Here is a 20,808-nt window from a genome sequence, read left to right on the forward strand (position 1 = left end):
ACTCCGTTCCACCCAAGACGCAACGGTGGATGGCGCAGCGTGCGGGATCCCGCACGGTCGAAATCGCGTCCTCTCACAAGGTTGATCGGGGCCAGCACCACGCTCAGGAAGAGCTCTCCTGACGGGAGAAGCGCCGCAGGGTCGGATTCGCTGTGGCGTAAAGGGTGAGCAGACCGGCCCCTGCGGCGCACGTGAGGATCGCCTGTCCCGGGGTCAGGAACTCCACCAGCAGACCACCCACCGCAGGGCCTGACACGGCCGCGACTCCCAGCGCCACTCCCATGACGCTGCTCAGCCGGCCACGCAGCTCGTCCGGTGTGAGCAACAGCTGGTAGGTGGTGATGGTCGTGTTCGCGGTGGGTGCGAGAAACGCGGCGGCGGCGAACAGCACACCGGTCGCGATTCCGGGTTCTACGAACAGCGCCAACGGAATCAGCGCGGTGATGGCCCAGAACACGCCGACGATGGCCCGGTGCGGGCGGAGCACCCGGTGCAACCACGGGGCCACCAGGGAACCGAGGATTCCGCCCGCACCGAGCATCGCCGCCATCACGCCGATCTGCCCCGCGGACACGCCCTTCTGGTGCGCGATGGCGATCATCAGCAAGTAGAACGCCTGGAAGAAGAGGTTGAGGCCCACCGCGCAAAAGGCGACCACACGCACCACCGGCTGCGTCCACACCCAGCGCAGGCCTTCACCGATCTCCCGGTGGAACCGGCTGGCCGGCGCCGGTTCCCGTTGTCGCCCTGGAACCCTGATGAACAACAACGACAGGAACGTCGCGAGGTGCGTCACCGCCTCCACGGCGAACGGCAGCCAGCGCCCGAGTCCGAACAGGACACCTCCGAGCGCCGTGCCGGAGAGCTGTCCCAGATAGCCGCGTGCGGCGTTCATCGCGACCGCGTCCGAGAGCTGCTTCTCGGGCACGATCGCGGGCAGCGCCGCCTCCTCGGCGGGCTCCGACATCGCCCGGCAGATTCCGAGCACGACCACCACCAGGACGACGTGCACCACTCCGACGACGTGCCACCACAGTCCCAGCACCAGAAAGCCGACCGCCAGGGCCTGGACCGCTTCGCAGACCAGCATCACCGTCCTGCGGTTCCACCGGTCGACCAGCGCTCCGGCGGGCAGCCCGACGACGAGCTGCGTGGCGGCGGCGACGCCCAGCACCAGACCGGATGCCGCCGCCGAGTCGGTCAACGTGAGCACGAGCAGGGGCAGCGCGATGATCGAGGCGCTGGCCCCGGCCTCGGAGAGCGCCTGACCGATCCACAGGAGCCGGTAGTCCCGGTTGCGGGACAACGACGTCGTCGTCATCGGTCACCCCGGCAGTCCGCGGCGATGTCGCGCAGTGCTTCGGCGAAGTGCTCCGCGACCCGCCGAACCGTGGCCTCGTCGTGCCGGTCCGGCTGGTAGTGCCAGGTGAAGCGGAGTTCACCCGCTGCGACGCCACCAACCACCTCGAGCAGGTGCGGTCCACGATCGGCAGGGTCACCGTCTTGCCCGACGGGGTCGAGAACGGTTCGGTACAGACCGCCTTCGGCGTCGTCGGCGGTGCTGCCGGACTGGCCGAGGTAGTTGAACGCGATCTGCGGTCCCGGTGCGGCCAACCGCTTCTGGACGTCAGGTGCGCCCAGGTAGCGCAACGCTCCGAAGCCGAATCCGTTGCCCGGCAACGTCCGCAGCTGCCGACGGACAGCCTTGACCAGGTCGCGCCACGACAAAGCGCCGTCGCCCGGCAACGTGAGCCGGACCGGGTAGAGCGTCGTGAACCAGCCGACCGTGCGGGACAGATCCGCGCCGAGCACGTCCTCGCGGCCGTGTCCCTCCATGTCCACCGACACCGTCCGCTGTCCGGTGAACCGCGCCAGCGCGTGGGCGAGCGCGGCGAGCAGCACGTCGTTGATCCTCGTCCGGTACGCGGTGGGAGCGCTGTGCAGCAGGGCGTCGGTGTCCTCCACACCCAGCACGACCTGCACCTCGGCGGCCGGAGTGCCCGAGGTCGGCTGCTCGTGGTCCACGGGCAGCGGAACCGCGTCGAGTGCCGACGCCCAGTGGTCCAGCTCGTGGTCGAGGGCTCCGCCGGCGACGTGGCGCGCGAGGCCGGCCGCCCAGTCGCGGAACGACGTGGACTTGGCGCCCAGGTCCACCGTCTCGCCTCGGGTGGCCTGCCGGTACGCGGTGTCCAGGTCGTCGAGGAGGATTCGCCAGGACACCCCGTCCACCACGAGGTGGTGCACGGTCAAGAACAACATCGGCGCGGGTTGCTCGTCGGCGTGGAACAGCACGACCCGGTACAACGGTCCCGCGGTGAGGTCGAAACCCGCGTGCGCGTCATCCGCGATCTTCACCAGATGGGAGTGCCGCTCCGATGCGCTGATCGAGGTGAGGTCGTGCCGTTCCAGCACGGCGTCCGGCACGACGGGGGCGTTGTGCTGTCGCCACTCGCCGTCCTCGTGCACGAAGCGCATGCGCAGCGCGTCGTGATGGGCGATCACCGCGACCAAGGCCTTCTCCAGTGCCCCCTCGTCCACCTCTGGGGTCAGCTCCAGCAGCATCGACTGGTTGAAGTGGTGCGGCGCACCGGTGCGGGTGGCGAAGAACCACTGCTGGATCGGGGTGAGCGGTACCTCGCCGACGACCTCGGCCGTGTCCGCCGGCGCGGACTCGGACTCGGTGACGAACGGGGCGAGCGTCTCGATGGTCTGGTTGCGGAACAACGACTTCGTGGTGAGGGTGAGCCCTGCCTTCCTGGCACGGGACACCACCTGGATCACCAGGATCGAGTCGCCGCCCAACTCGAAGAAGTTGTCCCGGATTCCGACGCGGTCGGCGCCCAGGACCGCGGCCCACACCTCGGCGAGCACGGTCTCCACAGGCGTGGTCGGCGGCACGTAGCTCGACACGTCCTCGGCGATCGGCTCCGGCAGCGCGGCCCGGTCCAGTTTGCCGTTCGGTGTCACCGGCAGGACCGGCAGCGGCACGAAGGCCGACGGCACCATGTACGACGGCAGGTGCTCGGCCAGGAACGTGCGGAGCTCCGCGGCCCCCACATCGGCGACGAAATACGCGACCAGTCGAGTCTGACCGGTGTCCCTGGCCACCACGGCGGCCGCGGTCACGCCGGGGTGGCGCAGCAACACGGACTCGACCTCGCCCGGCTCGACGCGGTGACCGCGGATCTTGACCTGGTCGTCGATGCGGCCGAGGTACTCGACCACGCCGTCCGCGCGCCTGCGAACCAGGTCACCTGAGCGGTACATCCGCTCTCCGGGACGCCCGAACGGGCAGGCCACGAACTGCGCCGCAGTGAGTCCTGGCCTGTCCAGGTAGCCCCGGGCGAGCCCGTCACCCGCGATGCACAACTCACCGGGAACCCCGACGGGCACCGGCCGCAACAGGTCGTCGACCACGTAGAGACGTGTGTTCCAGGCCGGGCGGCCGATTGGCACCGGACCAGGTTCAAGTCGTTCACCGGGTTCCACCCGGTGCTCCATGCAGCCGACGGTCGCCTCCGTCGGACCGTACTCGTTGATCACGGTGGCGGTGGGGTTCAAGCGCCGCCACTCGTCCAGCGGCGCACTCAGCAACTGCTCCCCTCCGACCACCAGATCAGCACTCGGCGACAGCGCGGGCGGCACGGTGCCGAGAAGCGGGAGGTGGCTCGGCGTCGCCTTGACGAAAGCCGCCTGTCCCAACGGAATCGCGTCCTCGTCAAGATCACTGACCAACACCCGGCCGCCGACCGACAACGGCCCGAAGAGGGTGGTCACCGTGAGGTCGAAGGACACCGGTGAGTGCAGGACCGCCGCATCGCGCAGGCCTGGATACACCTCGGTGGCCCACGAGAGGTAGTTGACCACGGAGCGGTGCTCGACGACGACGCCCTTGGGACGGCCGGTCGATCCCGACGTGTAGATCACGTACGCCGGGTCGTGGGTGGCAAGCGGTGCGGTCCGGTCGGAGTCAGCGGGGTTGTCGTCCCTGCCGCCGGCGAGACGGAGGAGATCCGGGTCGTTCAGCACCACGACGGGCCGTGCGTCGTCGAGGACGAACGCGACTCGATCCGCAGGCTGGTCCGGCTCGATCGGCACGTACGCGGCGCCCGTTTTGAGCACCGCCAGCACGGCCACGAGCAGGTCCGCCGAACGAGGAAGTGAGATGCCGACGAACGTGCCGGGGCCGACGCCCTGCGCGATCAGTCCGTGTGCCGTCCGGTTGGCGCGGGTGTTCAGCTCCGCATAGGTGAGCACGCCACCGGAATCGACGACCGCAGCGGTGTCGGGCGTCCTCACCACCTGTGCCTCGAATAGGCCGGTGATGGTGGCGTCCGGCACGGCGTGATCGGTGTGGTTCCACGCGTGCAGGACGTGCTGCTCCTCCTCGGCGTCCATCAACGGCAAGTCGCACAGTGGCCGGTCGGGAGCGGCGACGATGCCCTCGATCAGCACGCGCAGGTGTCCGGCCATCCGTTCGACGGTCTCGGCCTCGAACAGGTCGGTGTTGTAGTTGACCGCCGCGTGCAGCGCCTCGCCGGTCTCCTGGAACTCCAGGGTCAGGTCGAAGTTGGCCGCCACCGCCGGCAGCGGCAGGTCCTCGACGTGCAGGCCTGGCAGATCCGGAGCGGGCTCGGGCGTGTTCTGCAGGATCACCATCGCCTGGAACAGCGGGGTGCGGCTGGTGTCGCGCTCAGGACGCAGTTCTTCCACGACGCGTTCGAACGGCACGTCCTGGTGTGCGAAGGCGTCCACGGTGGTGCCACGCACGTCACCGAGGAACTCGCGGAACGTGCGCCGAGCATCCACAGTGGACCGCAACACCACCGTGTTGACGAAGAACCCGACCAGAGCCTCGAGTTCCGAGCGGTCCCTGCCCGACGTCACCGTGCCCACCGCGATGTCGTCCTGACGCGACCAGCGGGCGAACAGCACCTGGCACGCGGCGACCAACGCCATGAACAGGGTGCCGTCCTGGTGGCGCGCCAGGGTCTTCAGCCCGTTCGCCACGTCGGCGGGCAAGGTGAACAGGTGCACCGCGCCGCTGTTGGTGCGCACCGCGGATCGTGGCCTGTCGGTGGGCAGTTCCAGCGGGGCGACTCCGGCGAGCGTGTCGCGCCAGAACGCGAGCTGGTCGTCCAGGAACGGGCCGGTCAGCCGATCCCGTTGCCACACCGCGTAGTCCGCGTACTGGATCGTCGGTTCGGGCAGGGAGCTCCCGCGGTAGAGCTGGTTGAGCTCGGCGGTGAGCACGCCGTTGGACCAGCCGTCGGTGATGATGTGGTGCGCCAGCAGGAGAAGGACGTGGTCGTCCTCCGCGACGCGCACCAGCACCGGACGCAGCAGCGGACCCCGGCTGAGGTCGAACGGCCGGGTGCTCTCCCGCGCCAGCACGTCGGCCAGATCACCTTCTCCCCCGGGCACCTCGATCACCGGAACCTCGATGGGCCCAGCCGGGTGCACGACCTGCACACCTCGCCCGTCGACGGTGTCGAAGGTCGTGCGCAACGACTCGTGCCGTGCGACCAGCGCGGTCAGCGCCCGGTTCAGGACATCGAGATCCAGGTGGCCCCGCAGTCTCAACAGCGACGGGGACAGGTAGTCGGTGCTGCCCGGTTCGAACTGGTCGAGGAACCACAGTCGCTGCTGCGCGAACGACAGGGGCAACGCTCCGTCGCGCGGAACGCGGGGGATGGACTCGTAGCCCTCCCGGCCGTCCGTCCCGGTCTCCTGGATCAGCCGGGCGACCGTGGGAGAGGTGAACAGGACCCGCGGCGACACGGGCACGCCGAGTTCGGCGCGCAGCCGGGAGACGACCTTGATGCTGAGGATGGAGTCACCGCCCAGCTCGAAGAAGTTGTCGTCGAGCCCGACCCGTGGCACCCCCAGCACGTCGGCCCAGATCCGGCAGACCTGGTGTTCCTCGGAAGTGCTCGGCGCGCGGTAGGCCGACTCCTCGGCCCTCAGGTCGGGAGCGGGCAGCGCGCGGCGGTCCACCTTTCCGTTGGCGTTCAACGGAATCGCGTCCAAAGCGACGAACGCCGACGGCACGAGGTAGTCGGGCAGGCGCTCGGCCAGCCACGCCCGGAGATCGGGCTTTCCGCTGGTCGTGACGTAGGCGACGAGCCGTTGGTGACCGTCGTCCTGCCGGACGACGACAACCGCCTCCCGCACTTCCGGGTGCTGGGTCAGCACCGCTTCGATCTCACCCGGTTCGACGCGGAAGCCGCGGATCTTGACCTGGTCGTCGGTCCGCCCCAGGTACTCCACCGTCCCGTTCGGCAGCCATCGCGCACGGTCCCCGGTGCGGTACATGCGCTCGCCGGGTCCGCCGAACGGGTCGGCCAGGAACCTGGCGGCGGTCAGCCCCGGCCGGCCGAGGTAGCCGCGCGCGACCTGGACACCGGCCAGGTGCAGTTCCCCCGGTACGCCGACGGGCACCGGACGCAGGTTCTCGTCCAGCACGTAGGCCCGCGTGTTGAGCAGCGGACGCCCCACCACGACCGGGGAGTCAGGTTCGATGCGGCAGGACAGAGCGTCCACTGTGGCCTCGGTCGGGCCGTAGAAGTTGTGGACGTCCGTGCCCGGCACGTCGGACAGTCTCCGCCACAGGGACTGGCTGATCGCCTCCCCGCCCAGCATCAGGACCTTCGGCCGGTGCGGACCGTCCAGCAGGCCGGCCTCGAGCAGCTGGCTCGCGTAGGACGGCGTCAGGTCGAGGAAGTCGATCCGGCGGTCCACCACGTAGCGGACCAGTGCGGGCGGGTCGAGCCGGACGTCCTCGTCGAGGACGTGCAGCTCGTGGCCGTCGGCCATCAGCACGATGCCTTCGAGCGAGGTGTCGAACGAGAACACGGCCGACAGCGCCACCCGCAACCGGTCACCCCGGACGAAGTCCTCGCGGTGGTTCACGAGCAGGTTCACCAGACTGCGGTGCTCGACCAGCACTCCCTTGGGCCTGCCGGTCGATCCGGACGTGTAGATCACGTAGGCGGCGTGGTCCGGCCGCACGGGCGGCAGGTTCCCGGACTGCTGGTCGTCCGACTGCGGCAGGGATCCGCGCACGACCAGCACGGGGTCGGCGTCCCGCACCAGGAACTCCACCCGGTCCACCGGCAGGGAGGGATCGATCGGCAGGTATGCCCCTCCCGCCTTCCAGATCGCCAGCAACGCCACCACGAACTCCACCGATCGCGGCAGGGACAACGCCACAACGCGCTCGGGGGTCACCCCCGACGCCTGCAACACCCGAGCGAGCCGGTTCGCCCACGCGTTCAGTTCGGCGAACGTCAGCGACCTGTCCCCCACCACCACGGCAACGGCGTCCGGTGTGATGCGCGCGTGGTCCTCGAACACCTCGACCACCGTCTGCTCCGTCACCGGACGAGCGGTGGCGTTCCAGTCGACGAGCACCCGATGGCGCTCTTCCGCTGTCAGCAACGACAACTCGCCGAGTGTGCGGCCCGGATCGGCGGCGATCCCCTCCAAAAGCAGCACGAGGTGCGAGGCGAGACGCTCCGCCGTGGCGGTGTCGAACAGCCGCGGGTCGTAGTCGAGTTCGAGCCGCAGGCGGTCCCCGAGGTTGGCGCTCAGCGCGAGCGGGAAACTGGTGGTGTCGTCGCCCTCGACGTCGAGCACCCGCACTCCCTGCTCGGCGTCGAGCAACTCGTCGACCGGGTAGTTCTCGAACACCACGGCGCTGTCGAACAACGACGAACCCGCGGGGACGTCGCTGAACGACCGCAGGTCCGCCAGCGACACGAAGTCGAACCGCCGGGACTCCAGCTGCTCCGCCTGCACCTCACGCAACCACGGCAGCACCGGCGCGTGCGGGTCGACCCGCACGCGGGTGGGCACGGTGTTGATGAACATGCCGATCATCGCTCCGACCCCGGGCAGTTCTTCCGGACGGCCGGACACAGTCGTGCCGAACACGACGTCGGACTCGCCGCTGTAGCGCGACAACAGCAAGGCCCACGCACCCTGGACAACCGTGTTGGCGGTCAGTCCGGCCGCACGGGAGACCCGGTTCAGGCCGGCCGACCGCACCTCGTCGAGTTCACAGTGGACGGACGCGCTGGACTCCGCCCGGTGTGCCTCCAGCGGTGGGCGGTCCCACGGCAGCGGGGTCGGGGCCTCGATGCCCGTCAGCACCTGCCGCCAGTGCCGTTCGGCTGCCTCGGTGTCCTGGCGGGCCAGCCAGCGCAGGTAGTCGCGGAACGGCCGCCGCGAGGCGAGTTCCGGCTCCACGCCACGCGTGAGAGCGGTGTACTGCTCGCAGATCTCGGCCAGCACCTGGGCGAAGCTCCAGCCGTCGAGCAGGACGTGGTGTGCGGTCCAGAACAGCGTGACCTCGTCGTCGGTCACGCGGGCGATGGCCAGGCGCAGCAACGGCGGCGTGGTGAGATCCAGCTCCTCGCCGCCAGCGGACTCGTGCGCGGCTTGCTGTTCCTCGGCGGACAGATGCCGCCAGTCGTGCTGGAGGATCGGGAGGACGACCCGGTGGCGCACGACCTGAACCGGCGCCTCGACTCCTTCCCACACCACACCGCCGCACAGCACCGGCGTGCGTTCGACCACCCGGTTGCAGGCCTCAGCCAGTAGGGCCGGGTCCGACACACCAGAAAGCCGCAGCCGGAACCGGTTCGAGTAGGCCGTGGACGTGTCGTCCACCAAGGTGTGGAACACCATTCCGGTCTGCAACGGGGTCAGCGGGTAGATGTCCTCCACCTCGTCGCCTGCCCCGGTCAGCCGGTCCACGGCTGCCTGGTCCAAGCGTGCCAACGGGAAGTCCGATGGTGTGCGGCCGCCGGCACCTGGTGCGGCGCAGTGCGCCACGATCTCCTCCAGCGCACGCACCACCGCATCGGCCACGGTCCGCACGGTCGACTCCTCGTGCACGTGCTTGGAGTAGAACCAGGACAGCACCAGCTCGCCGTCTTCCACGCCGCCGACCACGTCGAGCAGGAACGGGCGTGCGCTCTCTGTGGCAGCCTCGGCTCCGACGCCGTCGAGACGGGCCCGCACCAGGCCATCTCCGGACGCGGCGGCGTCCCAGCGGCCGTGGTAGTTGAAGCTGATCTGCGGCAGCTCGGTTCCAGCCAGGCCGGGAGCCCGGCCGAGCTGACGCAGTGCCTCGAACCCGAAACCCCGGCCCGGTACCGCGCGCAGCTGTTCCTTCACCGACTTGAGCACCGCTCCCCAGTCTCCTGAGGGCATGGTCAGCTCTACCGGGTACTGCGTGGTGAACCAGCCGACCGTACGCGAGATGTCGGCGCCGTCGAGCACGTCCTCGCGGCCGTGGCCCTCCATCGTCACCGCCACGCGTGCCGAGCCGGTCCACTGCGACAGCGCGTGGCCGACGGCGCTCAGCAGCACGTCGTTGACCTGCGTCCGGTAGACGTCCGGGACGCGGTGCAGCAAGGCGCCGGTGCGCTCGCGGTCGAGTCGCACCGACAGCACGCGCGCCGAGCCCGAGGTGTTGTGCCCGTGGTGGTCGACAGGCAGTTCCGCTACCTCGCCGACCACGTCCTCCCAATAGGACAGTTCGGCGTCGAGTGCTCCCGACCGCACGTGCGCCGCGAGGTGGTGGGCCCACTGCGTGAACCGGGTACCGACCGGGGCCAGCTCCAGCTTCTCCCCCGTCACGGCCTGGCGGTAGGCGGTCTCCAGGTCCTCGAGCAGGACGCGCCACGACACGCCGTCCACGACGAGGTGGTGGACGACGAGCAGCAGCCGTTTGCGGGAGAACAGCAACGCTCGCACGACCGCACCACGGGCGATGTCCAGCCCGTCCCGGGCCTCCGCGACCACGGCGTCCACATCGGACAGATCGTGCTCCTCCAGCTGGACCTCGACGTCGGTGACTTCCTGTACCCAGTCCCCGTTCTCGCGGAAGAAGCGCGTGCGAAGGCCCTCGTGGTGCGTCACGACCGCGTGCAAGGCCCACGCCAGGGCGGCCGGGTCGACGTCCTCGGACAGCTCGACGTAGGACGACATGGTGAAGTGGTGCGGGTTCTCGGCGTTGGCGTCGAGGTACCAGCGCTGGATCGGCGTGAGCGGAGCCGGTCCCTCGATCTGCGGCAACGGGACGGCCGCGTCGTTCTCGACGCGCACGACCGTGGCGAGCTCGGCGATGCTCTGGTGGGTGAACACGTCCTTGGTGGCCAGCTCCAGGCCCGCCTGGCGGGCGCGGGACACGATCTGGATGCTCAGGATCGAGTCGCCGCCGAGGTTGAAGAAGTTGTCGTGCACGCCCACCTGGTCGATCCGCAGCGCGTCGGCCCAGATCCGCGCCAGCTCCTGTTCGACCGGCGTGCGCGGCGGCACGTAGTGCTGTTCGGCGGCGCCACTCGCGTCGGGCGCGGGAAGGGCGCGACGGTCGACCTTGCCACTGTCGGTCGTGGGCAGGTCGTCGAGGACCACGAACAGCGACGGCACCAGGTGGTCCGGCAGGTGCCGCTTCAGCCCGATGCGCAGGTCCTCCGCTGCGGCGGTGCCCACGACGTAGCCCACGAGGCGATGCAGGCCGGGCTCGACCTCCTGCGGCACGACCACGGCCTGCGTCACGTCGGTGAGCCGGAGCAGCGCCGCTTCGATCTCGCCGGGCTCGACCCGGTAGCCGCGGATCTTCACCTGGTCGTCCGCGCGACCCTGGAACTCCAGCAGTCCGTCGGCGGTCCAGCGGACGAGGTCGCCGGTGCGGTACATCCGGCTGCCGGGCTCGCCGAACGGGTTCGCCACGAACCGGTCCGCGGTCAGGCCGGGCCGGCGCAGGTAGCCGCGGGTCACCTGATCACCGGCGAGGTGCAGCTCGCCGGGAACGCCGACCGGCTGCGGCCGCAGTGCGTCGTCGAGCACGTAGGCGCGCAGGCCACGACCCGGAGTCCCGATCACCGGCCGGGCGCGATCGGTGATCTCCGTCCAGACGGAGTCCACGGTGCACTCGGTCGGGCCGTAGAGGTTGAGCCCGGTGACCCCGTCGGCGTCGGCCAGCGTGCGCCACAGCGCCTCGCCGACCGCTTCTCCGCCCAGTGCGATCAGGCTCGGCCGGTGCCGCGCCTCGCTCAGCAGTCCCTCGGGCAGCAACTGCTGGAAGTAGGACGGGGTGCAGCTCAGGAAGTCGATCCGGTGCCGCGCGACGTACCGCGCCACCTCGCGGGGTTCGAGCCGGACGGACTGGTCGAGCAGGTGCAGCTCGTGGCCTGCGGCAAGCAGGAGCAGACCTTCCCAGGAAGCGTCGAACGTGTACGCGGCCGTGGCGATGCCCCGCAACGTCGTGCCATCGCCCGGCAGCAGCCGCGAGTGGTGGTCGGCGACCAGAGCGGCGAGGTTGCGGTGCTCGACCACGACGCCCTTGGGACGGCCGGTGGAGCCGGACGTGTAGATCACGTACGCCGGGTGCACTGGGAGCAGTGCAGCTGTGCGGTCGGCGTCGGACGGGTCGGTGGTGGGCTGTGCGGCCACAGTGGACTCGTCCAGCCGCAGCCCGTCCAGCTCACTGCCAGGCGAGGTCAGCACGAGCGTCGGGCGGGCGTCGTCGAGCAGGAACGCGATCCGCTCGGCCGGGTGGGCCGGGTCGACCGGCAGGTACGCGCCCCCCGCCTTCAGCACGGCCAGGATCGCGAACACCAGTTCCGGCGACGCGGGCAACGCCAGTGCCACCACCGACTCCGGCCCGACCCCTTCCGCGATCAGGCGGTGGGCGATCCGGTTGGCGCGGGCGTTCACCTCGGCGAACGTCCACGACCGAGCACCCTCGACCAACGCCGTGGCGTCGGGCGTGCGGGCAGCGCAGTCCTGGAAGACCTCATGGTAGGCCGGTGCCGGGCCAGCCGACCCGGTGTCGTTCCACTCTTCCAGCACCTGTCGCAGTTGGTCGTCGCTCAGCAGTGGCAGGTCGGCGACCGGGCGGCCAGGATCGTCCGCGGCACCGGCCAGCACCCTGCCGACGTGCGCGACCATGCGCTCGGCTGTGGCGGTGTCGAACAGCGCGGTGTCGTAGGTCAGCACCGCTTCGAGGTGGTCGTCGACCTCCTGGAACTGGAAGGACACGTCGAAGCCGGCGGCGACCGATGGCGGTGGCAGTTCCTCGACGTCCAGGCCGGGAAGGCTCAGACCGTCGTCAGGGATGTTCTGCAGGACGACCATCGCCTGGAACAGCGGTGTGCGACTGGGATCGCGCTCGGGGTGCACCTCGTCCACGACCCGTTCGAACGGAACGTCCTGATGGGCGAACGCGTCCAGCACCGTCTCCCGCACCTGGTCCAGCAGAAGCCCGAAGCCCTGGTGTGGATCGACGTCCGAGCGCAACACCACCGTGTTGACGAAGAACCCGACCAGGCCTTCCAGTTCCGATCGGTCGCGCCCGGAGACGGCCGTGCCCACAGCGACGTCGCGCTGCCCGGACCACCGGGCGAACAGCACCTGGCACGCCGCCACCAAAGCCATGAACAAGGTGCCGTCGTGCGAGCGGGTCAGTGCCTTCAGACGACGGGTGACCTCGGCGGGCACCTGGAAGTGCGCCAGCGCGCCCTGCTTCGCCCGGACGGCGGGGCGGGGACGATCGGTCGGCAGTACCAGTGGACGAAGGCCGTCGAGCGCGTGCCGCCAGTGCGCCAGGTGCGCCTCCAACGACTCCTCAGTCGAGGTCTCTCGTTGCCACACCGCGAAGTCCGCGTACTGCACGGGCAGTTCGGGCAGCGAGGCGTCTGTGCCGGCCTCGTAGCAGGCTCCCAGCTCGTCGAGCAGCAGACCGTTGGACCACCCATCGGTGACGATGTGGTGCAGTACGAGGGAAAGCACGTGGTCGTCCTCGCCGAGCCTGGCCAGCAGCACCCGCAGCAGCGGGCCGCGACTCAGGTCGAACGGTGTGGACGTCTCGCGGGTCAGGACCTCCCGCAACTCCTCTTCAGTCACGTCGAGCACCGGCAGATCGACCTGGTGGGGCGCGTGTACGACCTGCACACCTCGCCCGTCGACGGTGTCGAAGGTGGTGCGCAACGACTCGTGCCGGGCCACCAGAGCGGTCAGGGCACTTCTCAGGGCGTCGACGTCCAGGGGCCCGCGCAGCCGCAGGATCGACGGGGTGAGGTACTCGACGCCACCTGGTTCGAACTCGTCCAGGAACCACAGGCGTTGCTGCGCGAAGGACAGCGGCAGCGCGCCGTCGCGGGACACCACGGGAATGTCGGTCAGCGCCCGGCCGACGGACTCCGCGACCAGCGACGTGATCCCCTCGACGGTGGGATGTGCGAAGAGCGCGCGCGGCGACATCTCCACGTCGAAAGCGGCGCGCAGCCGGGAGATCACGCGGATGCTGAGGATCGAGTCGCCACCGAGCTCGAAGAAGTCGTCTCGCACCCCGATGTCCGGAACGCCCAGGACCTCCGCCCAGATGCCGGCCACGGTCCGCTCCGCTTCGGTGCGCGGTGCGACGTGACCGGCGCGGTCGCCACCGAAGTCGGGCGCCGGCAGAGCACGGCGGTCGACCTTTCCGTTGAAGGTCAAGGGGATCGCGTCCACCGTGACGAACGCGGAAGGCACGAGGTAGTCGGGCAGGCGTTCGGCGAGCCACGCCCGCAGGTCCGGTGCCCGGTCGGTCGTGACGTAGGCGACGAGGCGCTGGTGGCCGTCGTCCCGGCGGGCGACCACGACAGCCTCGCGGACGTCGGGATGACGAACCAGGGTCGCCTCGATCTCGCCCGGCTCGACGCGGAAACCGCGGATCTTGACCTGGTCGTCGGCGCGGCCGAGGTAGTCGAGCGTGCCGTCCGCCACCCAGCGCGCCCGGTCCCCCGTCCGGTACATCCGCTCACCCGGCGCACCGAACGGGTCGGCCAGGAACCGGTCCGCGGTCAGACCTGGGCGCCCGAGGTAGCCGCGAGCGACCTGGGCACCGGACAGGTACAGCTCTCCCGGCACCCCTGCGGGAACCGGTCGCAGGCGTTCGTCCAGCACGTAGGCCCGCACGTTGCGCAACGGCCGTCCCACCACCGGCCTGCCCTCGCCGAAGACCCGGCAGGACAACGCGTCCACAGTGGACTCGGTCGGCCCGTAGAAGTTGTAGCTCCTGGTGCCGGACACGCGGGCCAGCCGGCGCCACAGGTCTGCGCCGATCGCTTCTCCGCCCAGCATCAGCACCTTCGGCCGGTGCTCGCCGTCGAGCAACCCGGCTTCCAGGAGCTGTCGCGCGTAGGACGGGGTGAGGTCGAGGAAGTCGATCCGGTGTTCGGCCACGTACCGCACGAGCGCGGCCGGGTCGAGTCGCACCTCGTCGTCGAGGACGTGCAACTCGTGCCCGTCGGCCATCAGCACGATGCCTTCCAGCGACGTGTCGAACGAGAACACCGCGGACAGGGCCGCCCTGAGGCAGTCACCGCCGACGAAGTCTTCGCGGTGGTTCACCAGCAGGTTGACCAGGCTGCGGTGTTCGACCACCACGCCCTTGGGCTTGCCGGTGGAACCGGACGTGTAGATCACGTACGCGGCATGGCCGGGGTGGACCGCCGCCAGGTCGCCCGCCGAGAACTCCTCGGCGTCGAGCAGCTCGTCGCGGACCACCAGCACCGGTTTCGCGTCCTCCAGCAGGAACTCCACGCGATCAGCCGGGAGAGAGGGATCGACCGGCAGGTACGCACCACCTGCCTTCCAGATCGCGAGCAGGGCGACTACGAACTCCACCGAGCGCGGCAGCGAGAGCGCCACCAGCCGTTCCGGACCGACTCCCGACGCGACGAACGCTCGCGCCAGGCGGTTCGACCACGCGTTCAACTCCGCGAACGACAGCGACCGGCCGTTCACGACGATCGCGGTGGCCTCCGGAGTCGACCGCGCACGTTCCTGGAACAGGTCGACGACCGTCGCGTCCGGCACCTCCCCCGCCGTGTCGTTCCACTCCACGAGCACCTGGCGCCGCTCGTGGTCCGTCAGCAGCGACGGTTCGGTCTCCTCGGCGATGGCGTTGATCAGCAGCACGAGACGATCGGCGAGGCGGCGGGCCGTCGCACCGTCGAAGAGGTGCGGGTCGTGGGCGAGGTCCAGGCGCAGCTGGTCGTCGAGAACGGCGCTGAGGGTGAGCGCGAACGTGGTGGTGTCGCGTGCCCGCACCTCGGTCGTCCGGATGCCGCCGACCTCGGTGACGTCGTTGAGCGGGTAGTTCTCGAACACCACCGCGCTGTCGAACAGCGGAGTCCCCGCGGGCACGTCGCTGAACGACCGGAGCTCGGCCAGCGACACGAAGTCGAATCGCCGCGCCTCCAGCTGTGCCGCCTGAACCTCCCGCAGCCAGGCTGTGACGTCGAGGGCCTCGGGCACGACGACCCTGGTCGGCACGGTGTTGATGAACAGGCCGACCATCTGCTCCACGCCGGGAAGTTCGGCGGGACGCCCGGAGACCGTCGTGCCGAACACCACGTCGGACTCGCCGCTGTGCCGGGCGAGCAGCAACGCCCACGCCCCCTGCACCACGGTGTTGACCGTCAGGCCGTGGCGGCGGGCGGTGCCGCGGAGCCGTTCGGTCTGCCCGGCCGTGAGCGCCACCGGCACGGCCGCGGACGACTCCGTCTCGTGGCCGTCCGCAGGTGAGCGGTCGTGGGGCAACGCCGTGGGCGCGGAGAAACCGGCGAGCACTCCACGCCAGTGCCGCTCGGCCTCGGACCGGTCCTGCGTTCCCAGCCAGCGCAGGTAGTCGCGGAACGGTCGCCGGGTGACGACCACCGGTGTGCGTCCGTCGGCGATCGCCCGGTATTGCTCGCACACCTCGGTGAAGACCTGCGCGAGACTCCACCCGTCCAGCAGCACGTGGTGGAACGTCCAGACGAGCAACACCTCGTCCTCGTTCAACCTCGCCAGGTCGATCCGCATCAGCGGCGCCTGCCGCAGGTCGAGGGTCCGCGCCGCCAGCGCGTCCAGCTCGCGGTCACGGTCCTCTTCGGACAGCCGGCTCCAGTCGTGGTGCCCGATGGGCACCTGCACGTGCGTGCGGATGACCTGCACAGGTCGCTCGACGCCCTCCCACACGAGCGCGCCGCGCAGCACCGGTGTGCGGTCGACGACGCGCTGCCAGGCGGTGGCGAGGGCCAGCTCGTCCTCCACGCCCGTCAAACGAAGCCGGATCTGGTCGAAGTAGGCCGTGGACGACGGGTCGGCCAGGCCGTGGAACAGCATCCCCTCCTGCAGGGCGGTCAACGGGTAGACGTCCTCGACCTCTCGGCCGTCGCCGACCAGGAGGTCCACGGAGGCCTGATCCAGCGCTGCCAGTGGGAAGTCCGAGGGCGTGCGTCCGCCCGTGCCCGGCGTCGCGCAGTGCGCCACGATCTCGGCCAGGTGGTCCAGCATCGCGCCGGCCACGGTCCGCACGGTCGACTCGTCGTGCACGCGGCCGGAGTACAGCCAGGTGAGTTCGAGCTCTCCGTTCTGCACCAGGCCCACCACGTCGATCAGGTACGGGCGGGTGTTGCCGGGAGCGGTGTCCCGGCCGAGCGGAGCACACCTGGCCCGGTAGAGCCCGTCGTCCTCCGGCGCGACGTCCCACTGGCCGTGGTAGTTGAAGCTGATCGCCGGGTGCGGGTCGTCGCGCAGTGCCTCGGAGGAGCTCAGGTAGCGCAGCGCCGCATAGCTCTGGCCCCGGCGCGGCAGTGCGCGCAGCTGTTCCTTCACCGACTTCAGCACGTCGCCCCATCCCCCGGCCGGCACGTGCAGGGCGAGCGGGAACTGGCTGGTGAACCAGCCGACGGTGCGCGAGACGTCGAGGTCGTCGGGCACGTCCTCGCGCCCGTGCCCCTCCAGGCCGACGAGAACGCGGTCACGGCCCGTCCAGGCCTCCAGCGCCCGGCCGAGCGCGCTGAGCAGGACGTCGTTGACCTGCGTGCGGTAGACGCCGGGAACGTGGTGCAGCAGTGCGTCGGTGTCGGCGCGTCCGAGCCGGACGGTGACCGATCGGACGTCCTCGGCCGGGTCACCACCGTCGTGGTCGACGGGGACGTCCGCGGACGCGGTCTCGGCGAAGCCGGTCCAGTGCGCGAGATCGGCGTCCAGCTCGCCCGCCTGCACCCGGTCGGCGAGACGGTGCGCCCAGGTGGTGAACGCGGTGGCCACGGGTTCCAGCTCCACCGGTTCGTCGTGCGTCAGCTGCTGGTAGGCGGTGCTGAGATCGCCGAGCAGCACGCGCCAGGACACCCCGTCCACGACGAGGTGGTGCACGGCCAGGAACAGCCGTGAACGTCCCTCGCCAAGCCGGAACAACAGGGCTCGCACGAGCGGGCCGTTGCCGAGGCTCGACTGGGCGGCGAGCGCCTCGGCGTGTGCGGATTCTTCGCGGTCCCGTTCCTCGATCCCGGACAGGTCGCAGATCCGCAGGATGCCCTGCGGCGGGGCGGCCGCCAGTTCCTGGTTCCACCGCTCGCCGTCGTGCGTGAAGCGGAAGCGCAGCGCGTCGTGGTGCGCGACGACGGCGTCAACGGCCCCGGAGAGCGCCCGCTCGTCGAGGTCAGGCGTCAGCTCGACGTGGGTCGACATCGTGAAGTGGTGGGGACTTGCGAGCGCGGTGTCGAAGAACCACTCCTGGATCGGAGTGAGCGGTGCGGGGCCCGAGGCGGGCGCGGCGGGTGCCTCGTTGTCGGTCAGCTCCGTGACGGACGCGGCCAGCTCGGCGACGGTGGGGTGCAGGAACACGTCTTTCGACGACAGTCGCAGCCCGGCGCGCCGGGCCCGGGCCACGAGCTGGATGCTGAGGATGGAGTCGCCACCCAGTTCGAAGAAGTTGTCCTCGGTCCCCACCCGGTCGACCCGCAGCACCTCGGCCCAGACACGGGCCAGCTCCCGTTCGATACGCGTGGTGGGTTCGACGTGACGACTCGCGGCAGCCTGAGGTGCGGGCAGTGCCCGCCGATCGACCTTCCCGTTGCCGCTCAACGGAAGCGAGTCCAGGCGTACGAACGCGGCCGGCACCATGTAGTCCGGAAGTTCGCGCTTGAGCCACGTCCGCAGGTCGGCGTGGGACGGCTCCGACGTCGACACCAGGTAGGCCACCAGCTGTTTGCGGCCGTCCTCGTCACGGGCGACGGTGATCGCCTCAGCGACCTCGGGGTGACGCACGAGCAGAGCGTCGATCTCGCCGGTCTCGACGCGGAAACCGCGGATCTTGACCTGGTCGTCGGTGCGGCCGACGAACTCCACGGTGCCGTCCGCGCGCCACCGGGCGACGTCACCGGTGCGGTACATCCGTGAGCCGGGCGGTCCAAAGGGGTTGGGCAGGAAGCGTCCGGCGGTCCAGCCGGGTTCACCGAGATATCCCCGTGCCACTCCGGCACCTGCGAGGAACAGTTCGCCCGGCACGCCCACGGGCACCGGTCGCAGTCCCTCGTCCAGCACGTACGCCGCCATGCCGTCCAGCGGACGTCCGATGGGGATCACGTCGGGCACAGAGCCCGTCATCGGAAACGAGGTGGCGAACGTCGTCGTCTCGGTCGGACCGTAGCCGTCCACAACCGTCAGGCCGGGGCACGCGTCCAACACACGGCGCACTGCGGCGGCGGGCACGACGTCACCGCCGGTCCACACCTGCCACAAACCGGCGAAAGCCTCGGGTGCCTCCTGGGCGATCAGGCGGAACAGCCCGGCGGTCAACCAGATCGCGGTCACCCCGTGCGCAGTGACGGCGTCCCGAACCGCGTCGGCGTCGACGTCACCGGGCGGCGCGATGACGACCTGGCGGCCGCGCAGCAGTGGCACCCACATCTCGTAGGTGGAGGCGTCGAACGCGGACGGGGAGTGCAGCAGCACCCGTTGGTGTGCGCCTCCGTCGAAGCGGGAGTCCAGTGCCAGAGCCACCACGTCGCCGTGCTGCACGGCCACACCTTTGGGCTCGCCGGTGGAACCCGAGGTGTACATGACATACGCCAGCTGCCTGGGCCGCACGACCACGTCGGGACCGTCCGCGCCCGGCACGGAGCCGTCGAGCATCAACGTTCGTCCGTTGTGGACGGACCGCGTGGTGGTCTCGTTGACGACGTCGGTGATCACGACTGCCACCCCGGACTTGCCGAGCACACGTCGAAGGCGTTCCGCCGGCGCTCGACCGTCCAGAGGCAGGTACGCCGCGCCTGCCTTGACCACGGCCAGCTCGGCCACGACGAGGTCGGCGGAGCGCTCCACCAGCAGACCGACCGGGTCCTCCGGCCCGACCCCGAGCTCGATCAACCGGTGCGCGAGGCCGTTGGCACGCGCGTCGAGCTCGGCGTAGGTGAGAACGACGTCGCCGGCGATGACCGCCGGTTCGTCGGGCGTCCTGCCCACCTGTGCCGCGAACAGGCCCGTGATCGTCCCCTCGATCAGTGCGCCACCGGGGTCGTTCCAGGTGTTCAGCACGTCGTCGCGTTCGGCGTCCGACATCCACGGCAGCTCGCCCAGCGGCCGGTGCGGGTCGGTCGCGGCACCGCCGAGCAACCGCACGAGGTGATCGGCGAACCGGGCGACCGTGGTGGCGTCGAAGAGGTCCGTGTTGTACTCCACCAACCCTTCCAGGAGGTCGCCGCGCTCCTGGAACTCGATGGTCAGGTCGAAGATCGCGTCCCGCCGGGACAGGCCGACCCGGTCGACCTCCAGCCCCGGCAGGCTCGGCGGGGTGCGTTCCACGTTCTGCAGCAGCACCATGACGTCGAACAACGGATTGCGGCTCACGTCGCGGTTCTCGCTCACGGCGTCCACCAGGTGTTCCAGGGGAATCTCGTCGTGAGCGAACGCCTCCTTGACGTTCTCCTTGACCTGGTCCAGGAACGCGGTGAAGTCGACGGCGCTGTCCACAGTGGAGCGAACCACCACGGTGTTGACGAAGAACCCGACCAACCGTTCGAGACCGGGCTGGTTGCGCCCGGTCGTGACGGTGCCCACGGCCACGTCGTCCTGGCCCGCGTACCGGGCCAGCAACGCCTGACACCCCGCCATCAGCACCGAGAACAGGATCGTGCCGCGCTCGCGTGCCAGCTCGCGCAGCGCTGTGGTGACCGCGGCGGGCACGCTGAAGGCGTGCACGGCACCCCCGGTGGTGCGCACCGGAGGCCGGGGCCGGTCGGTCGGCAGCTCCAACGGAGTGATGCCGGTGAGCCGCTGCGTCCAGTGGTCGAGCTGCCCGTGCAGCGCGTCACCGGACAACCGCTTCCGCTGCCAGCTCGCGAAGTCCGCGTACTGGAACGGCAGTGCGGGCAGCGACGCCTCGCCTCCTCGCACCGCCGCGCCGTACAGCTCCCCCAGTTCCTCGGTGAGCACCCCCATGGACCAGCCGTCGGTGACGACGTGGTGCGCGGTGACGAGCAGCACGTGCTCTTCCTCGGCCAGCCGCACCAGGATTGCGCGCACCAGCGGTCCGCGCCGCAGGTCGAAGGGCAGGGAGTACTCCTCGGCCACCACGTCGTCCAGCCGGTGGCGCTCGTGCAGTTCGATCACCGGCAAAGCGAGTTCGAACGGTGGGTGGACGATCTGCACACCGACGCCGTCGACCTCGTCGAGCGTGGTGCGCAACGACTCGTGTCGTGCCACCAGCCCCGTGAGCGCGACGGTCAACGCGGTGATGTCCAGCCGGCCGTTCAGGCGCAGCGGGATCGCGCTGTTGTACCCCGAGCCGCCCGGCTGGAACCGGTCGAGGAACCACAGGCGTTGCTGGGGGAACGACAGCGGCAACGGCTCGTTCCGGTCGACCGGCTGGATCGCGTCGGTCCGCGCGGACCGGCCCGACAGGCGGCGGCGCATCTGCTCCCTGAGGTGCGGAGGCAGTGCGGCGATCCGGTCCTCCATCGACGACGACATGATGTG

2 protein-coding genes are annotated in these 20,808 nt (G+C 70.2%); both read right to left on the minus strand.

The window, feature by feature from the left end:
• Positions 1-103: 103 nt before the first annotated feature.
• Complete coding sequence (locus JNUCC0626_RS13245; protein ID WP_394620022.1) at positions 104-1,321, minus strand: MFS transporter; 1,218 nt, start codon at positions 1,319-1,321, stop codon at positions 104-106.
• Positions 1,318-20,802: a non-ribosomal peptide synthase/polyketide synthase gene (locus tag JNUCC0626_RS13250; RefSeq protein ID WP_394620023.1), complete on the minus strand. Its 19,485-nt coding sequence runs from the start codon at positions 20,800-20,802 to the stop codon at positions 1,318-1,320. Before JNUCC0626_RS13250 ends, JNUCC0626_RS13245 begins: the two co-directional genes overlap by 4 nt.
• Positions 20,803-20,808 lie beyond the last annotated feature (6 nt).

Origin of the sequence: Lentzea sp. JNUCC 0626 (assembly GCF_043632865.1) — a bacterium.
Taxonomy (GTDB): Bacteria; Actinomycetota; Actinomycetes; order Mycobacteriales; family Pseudonocardiaceae; genus Lentzea.

Excerpts from the sequence above, each read along its gene's own strand:
- JNUCC0626_RS13245 (WP_394620022.1), bottom strand. The coding sequence starts at position 1,321 with ATGACGACGACGTCGTTGTCCCGCAACCGGGACTACCGGCTCCTGTGG.
- JNUCC0626_RS13250 (WP_394620023.1), bottom strand. The coding sequence starts at position 20,802 with ATGTCGTCGTCGATGGAGGACCGGATCGCCGCACTGCCTCCGCACCTC.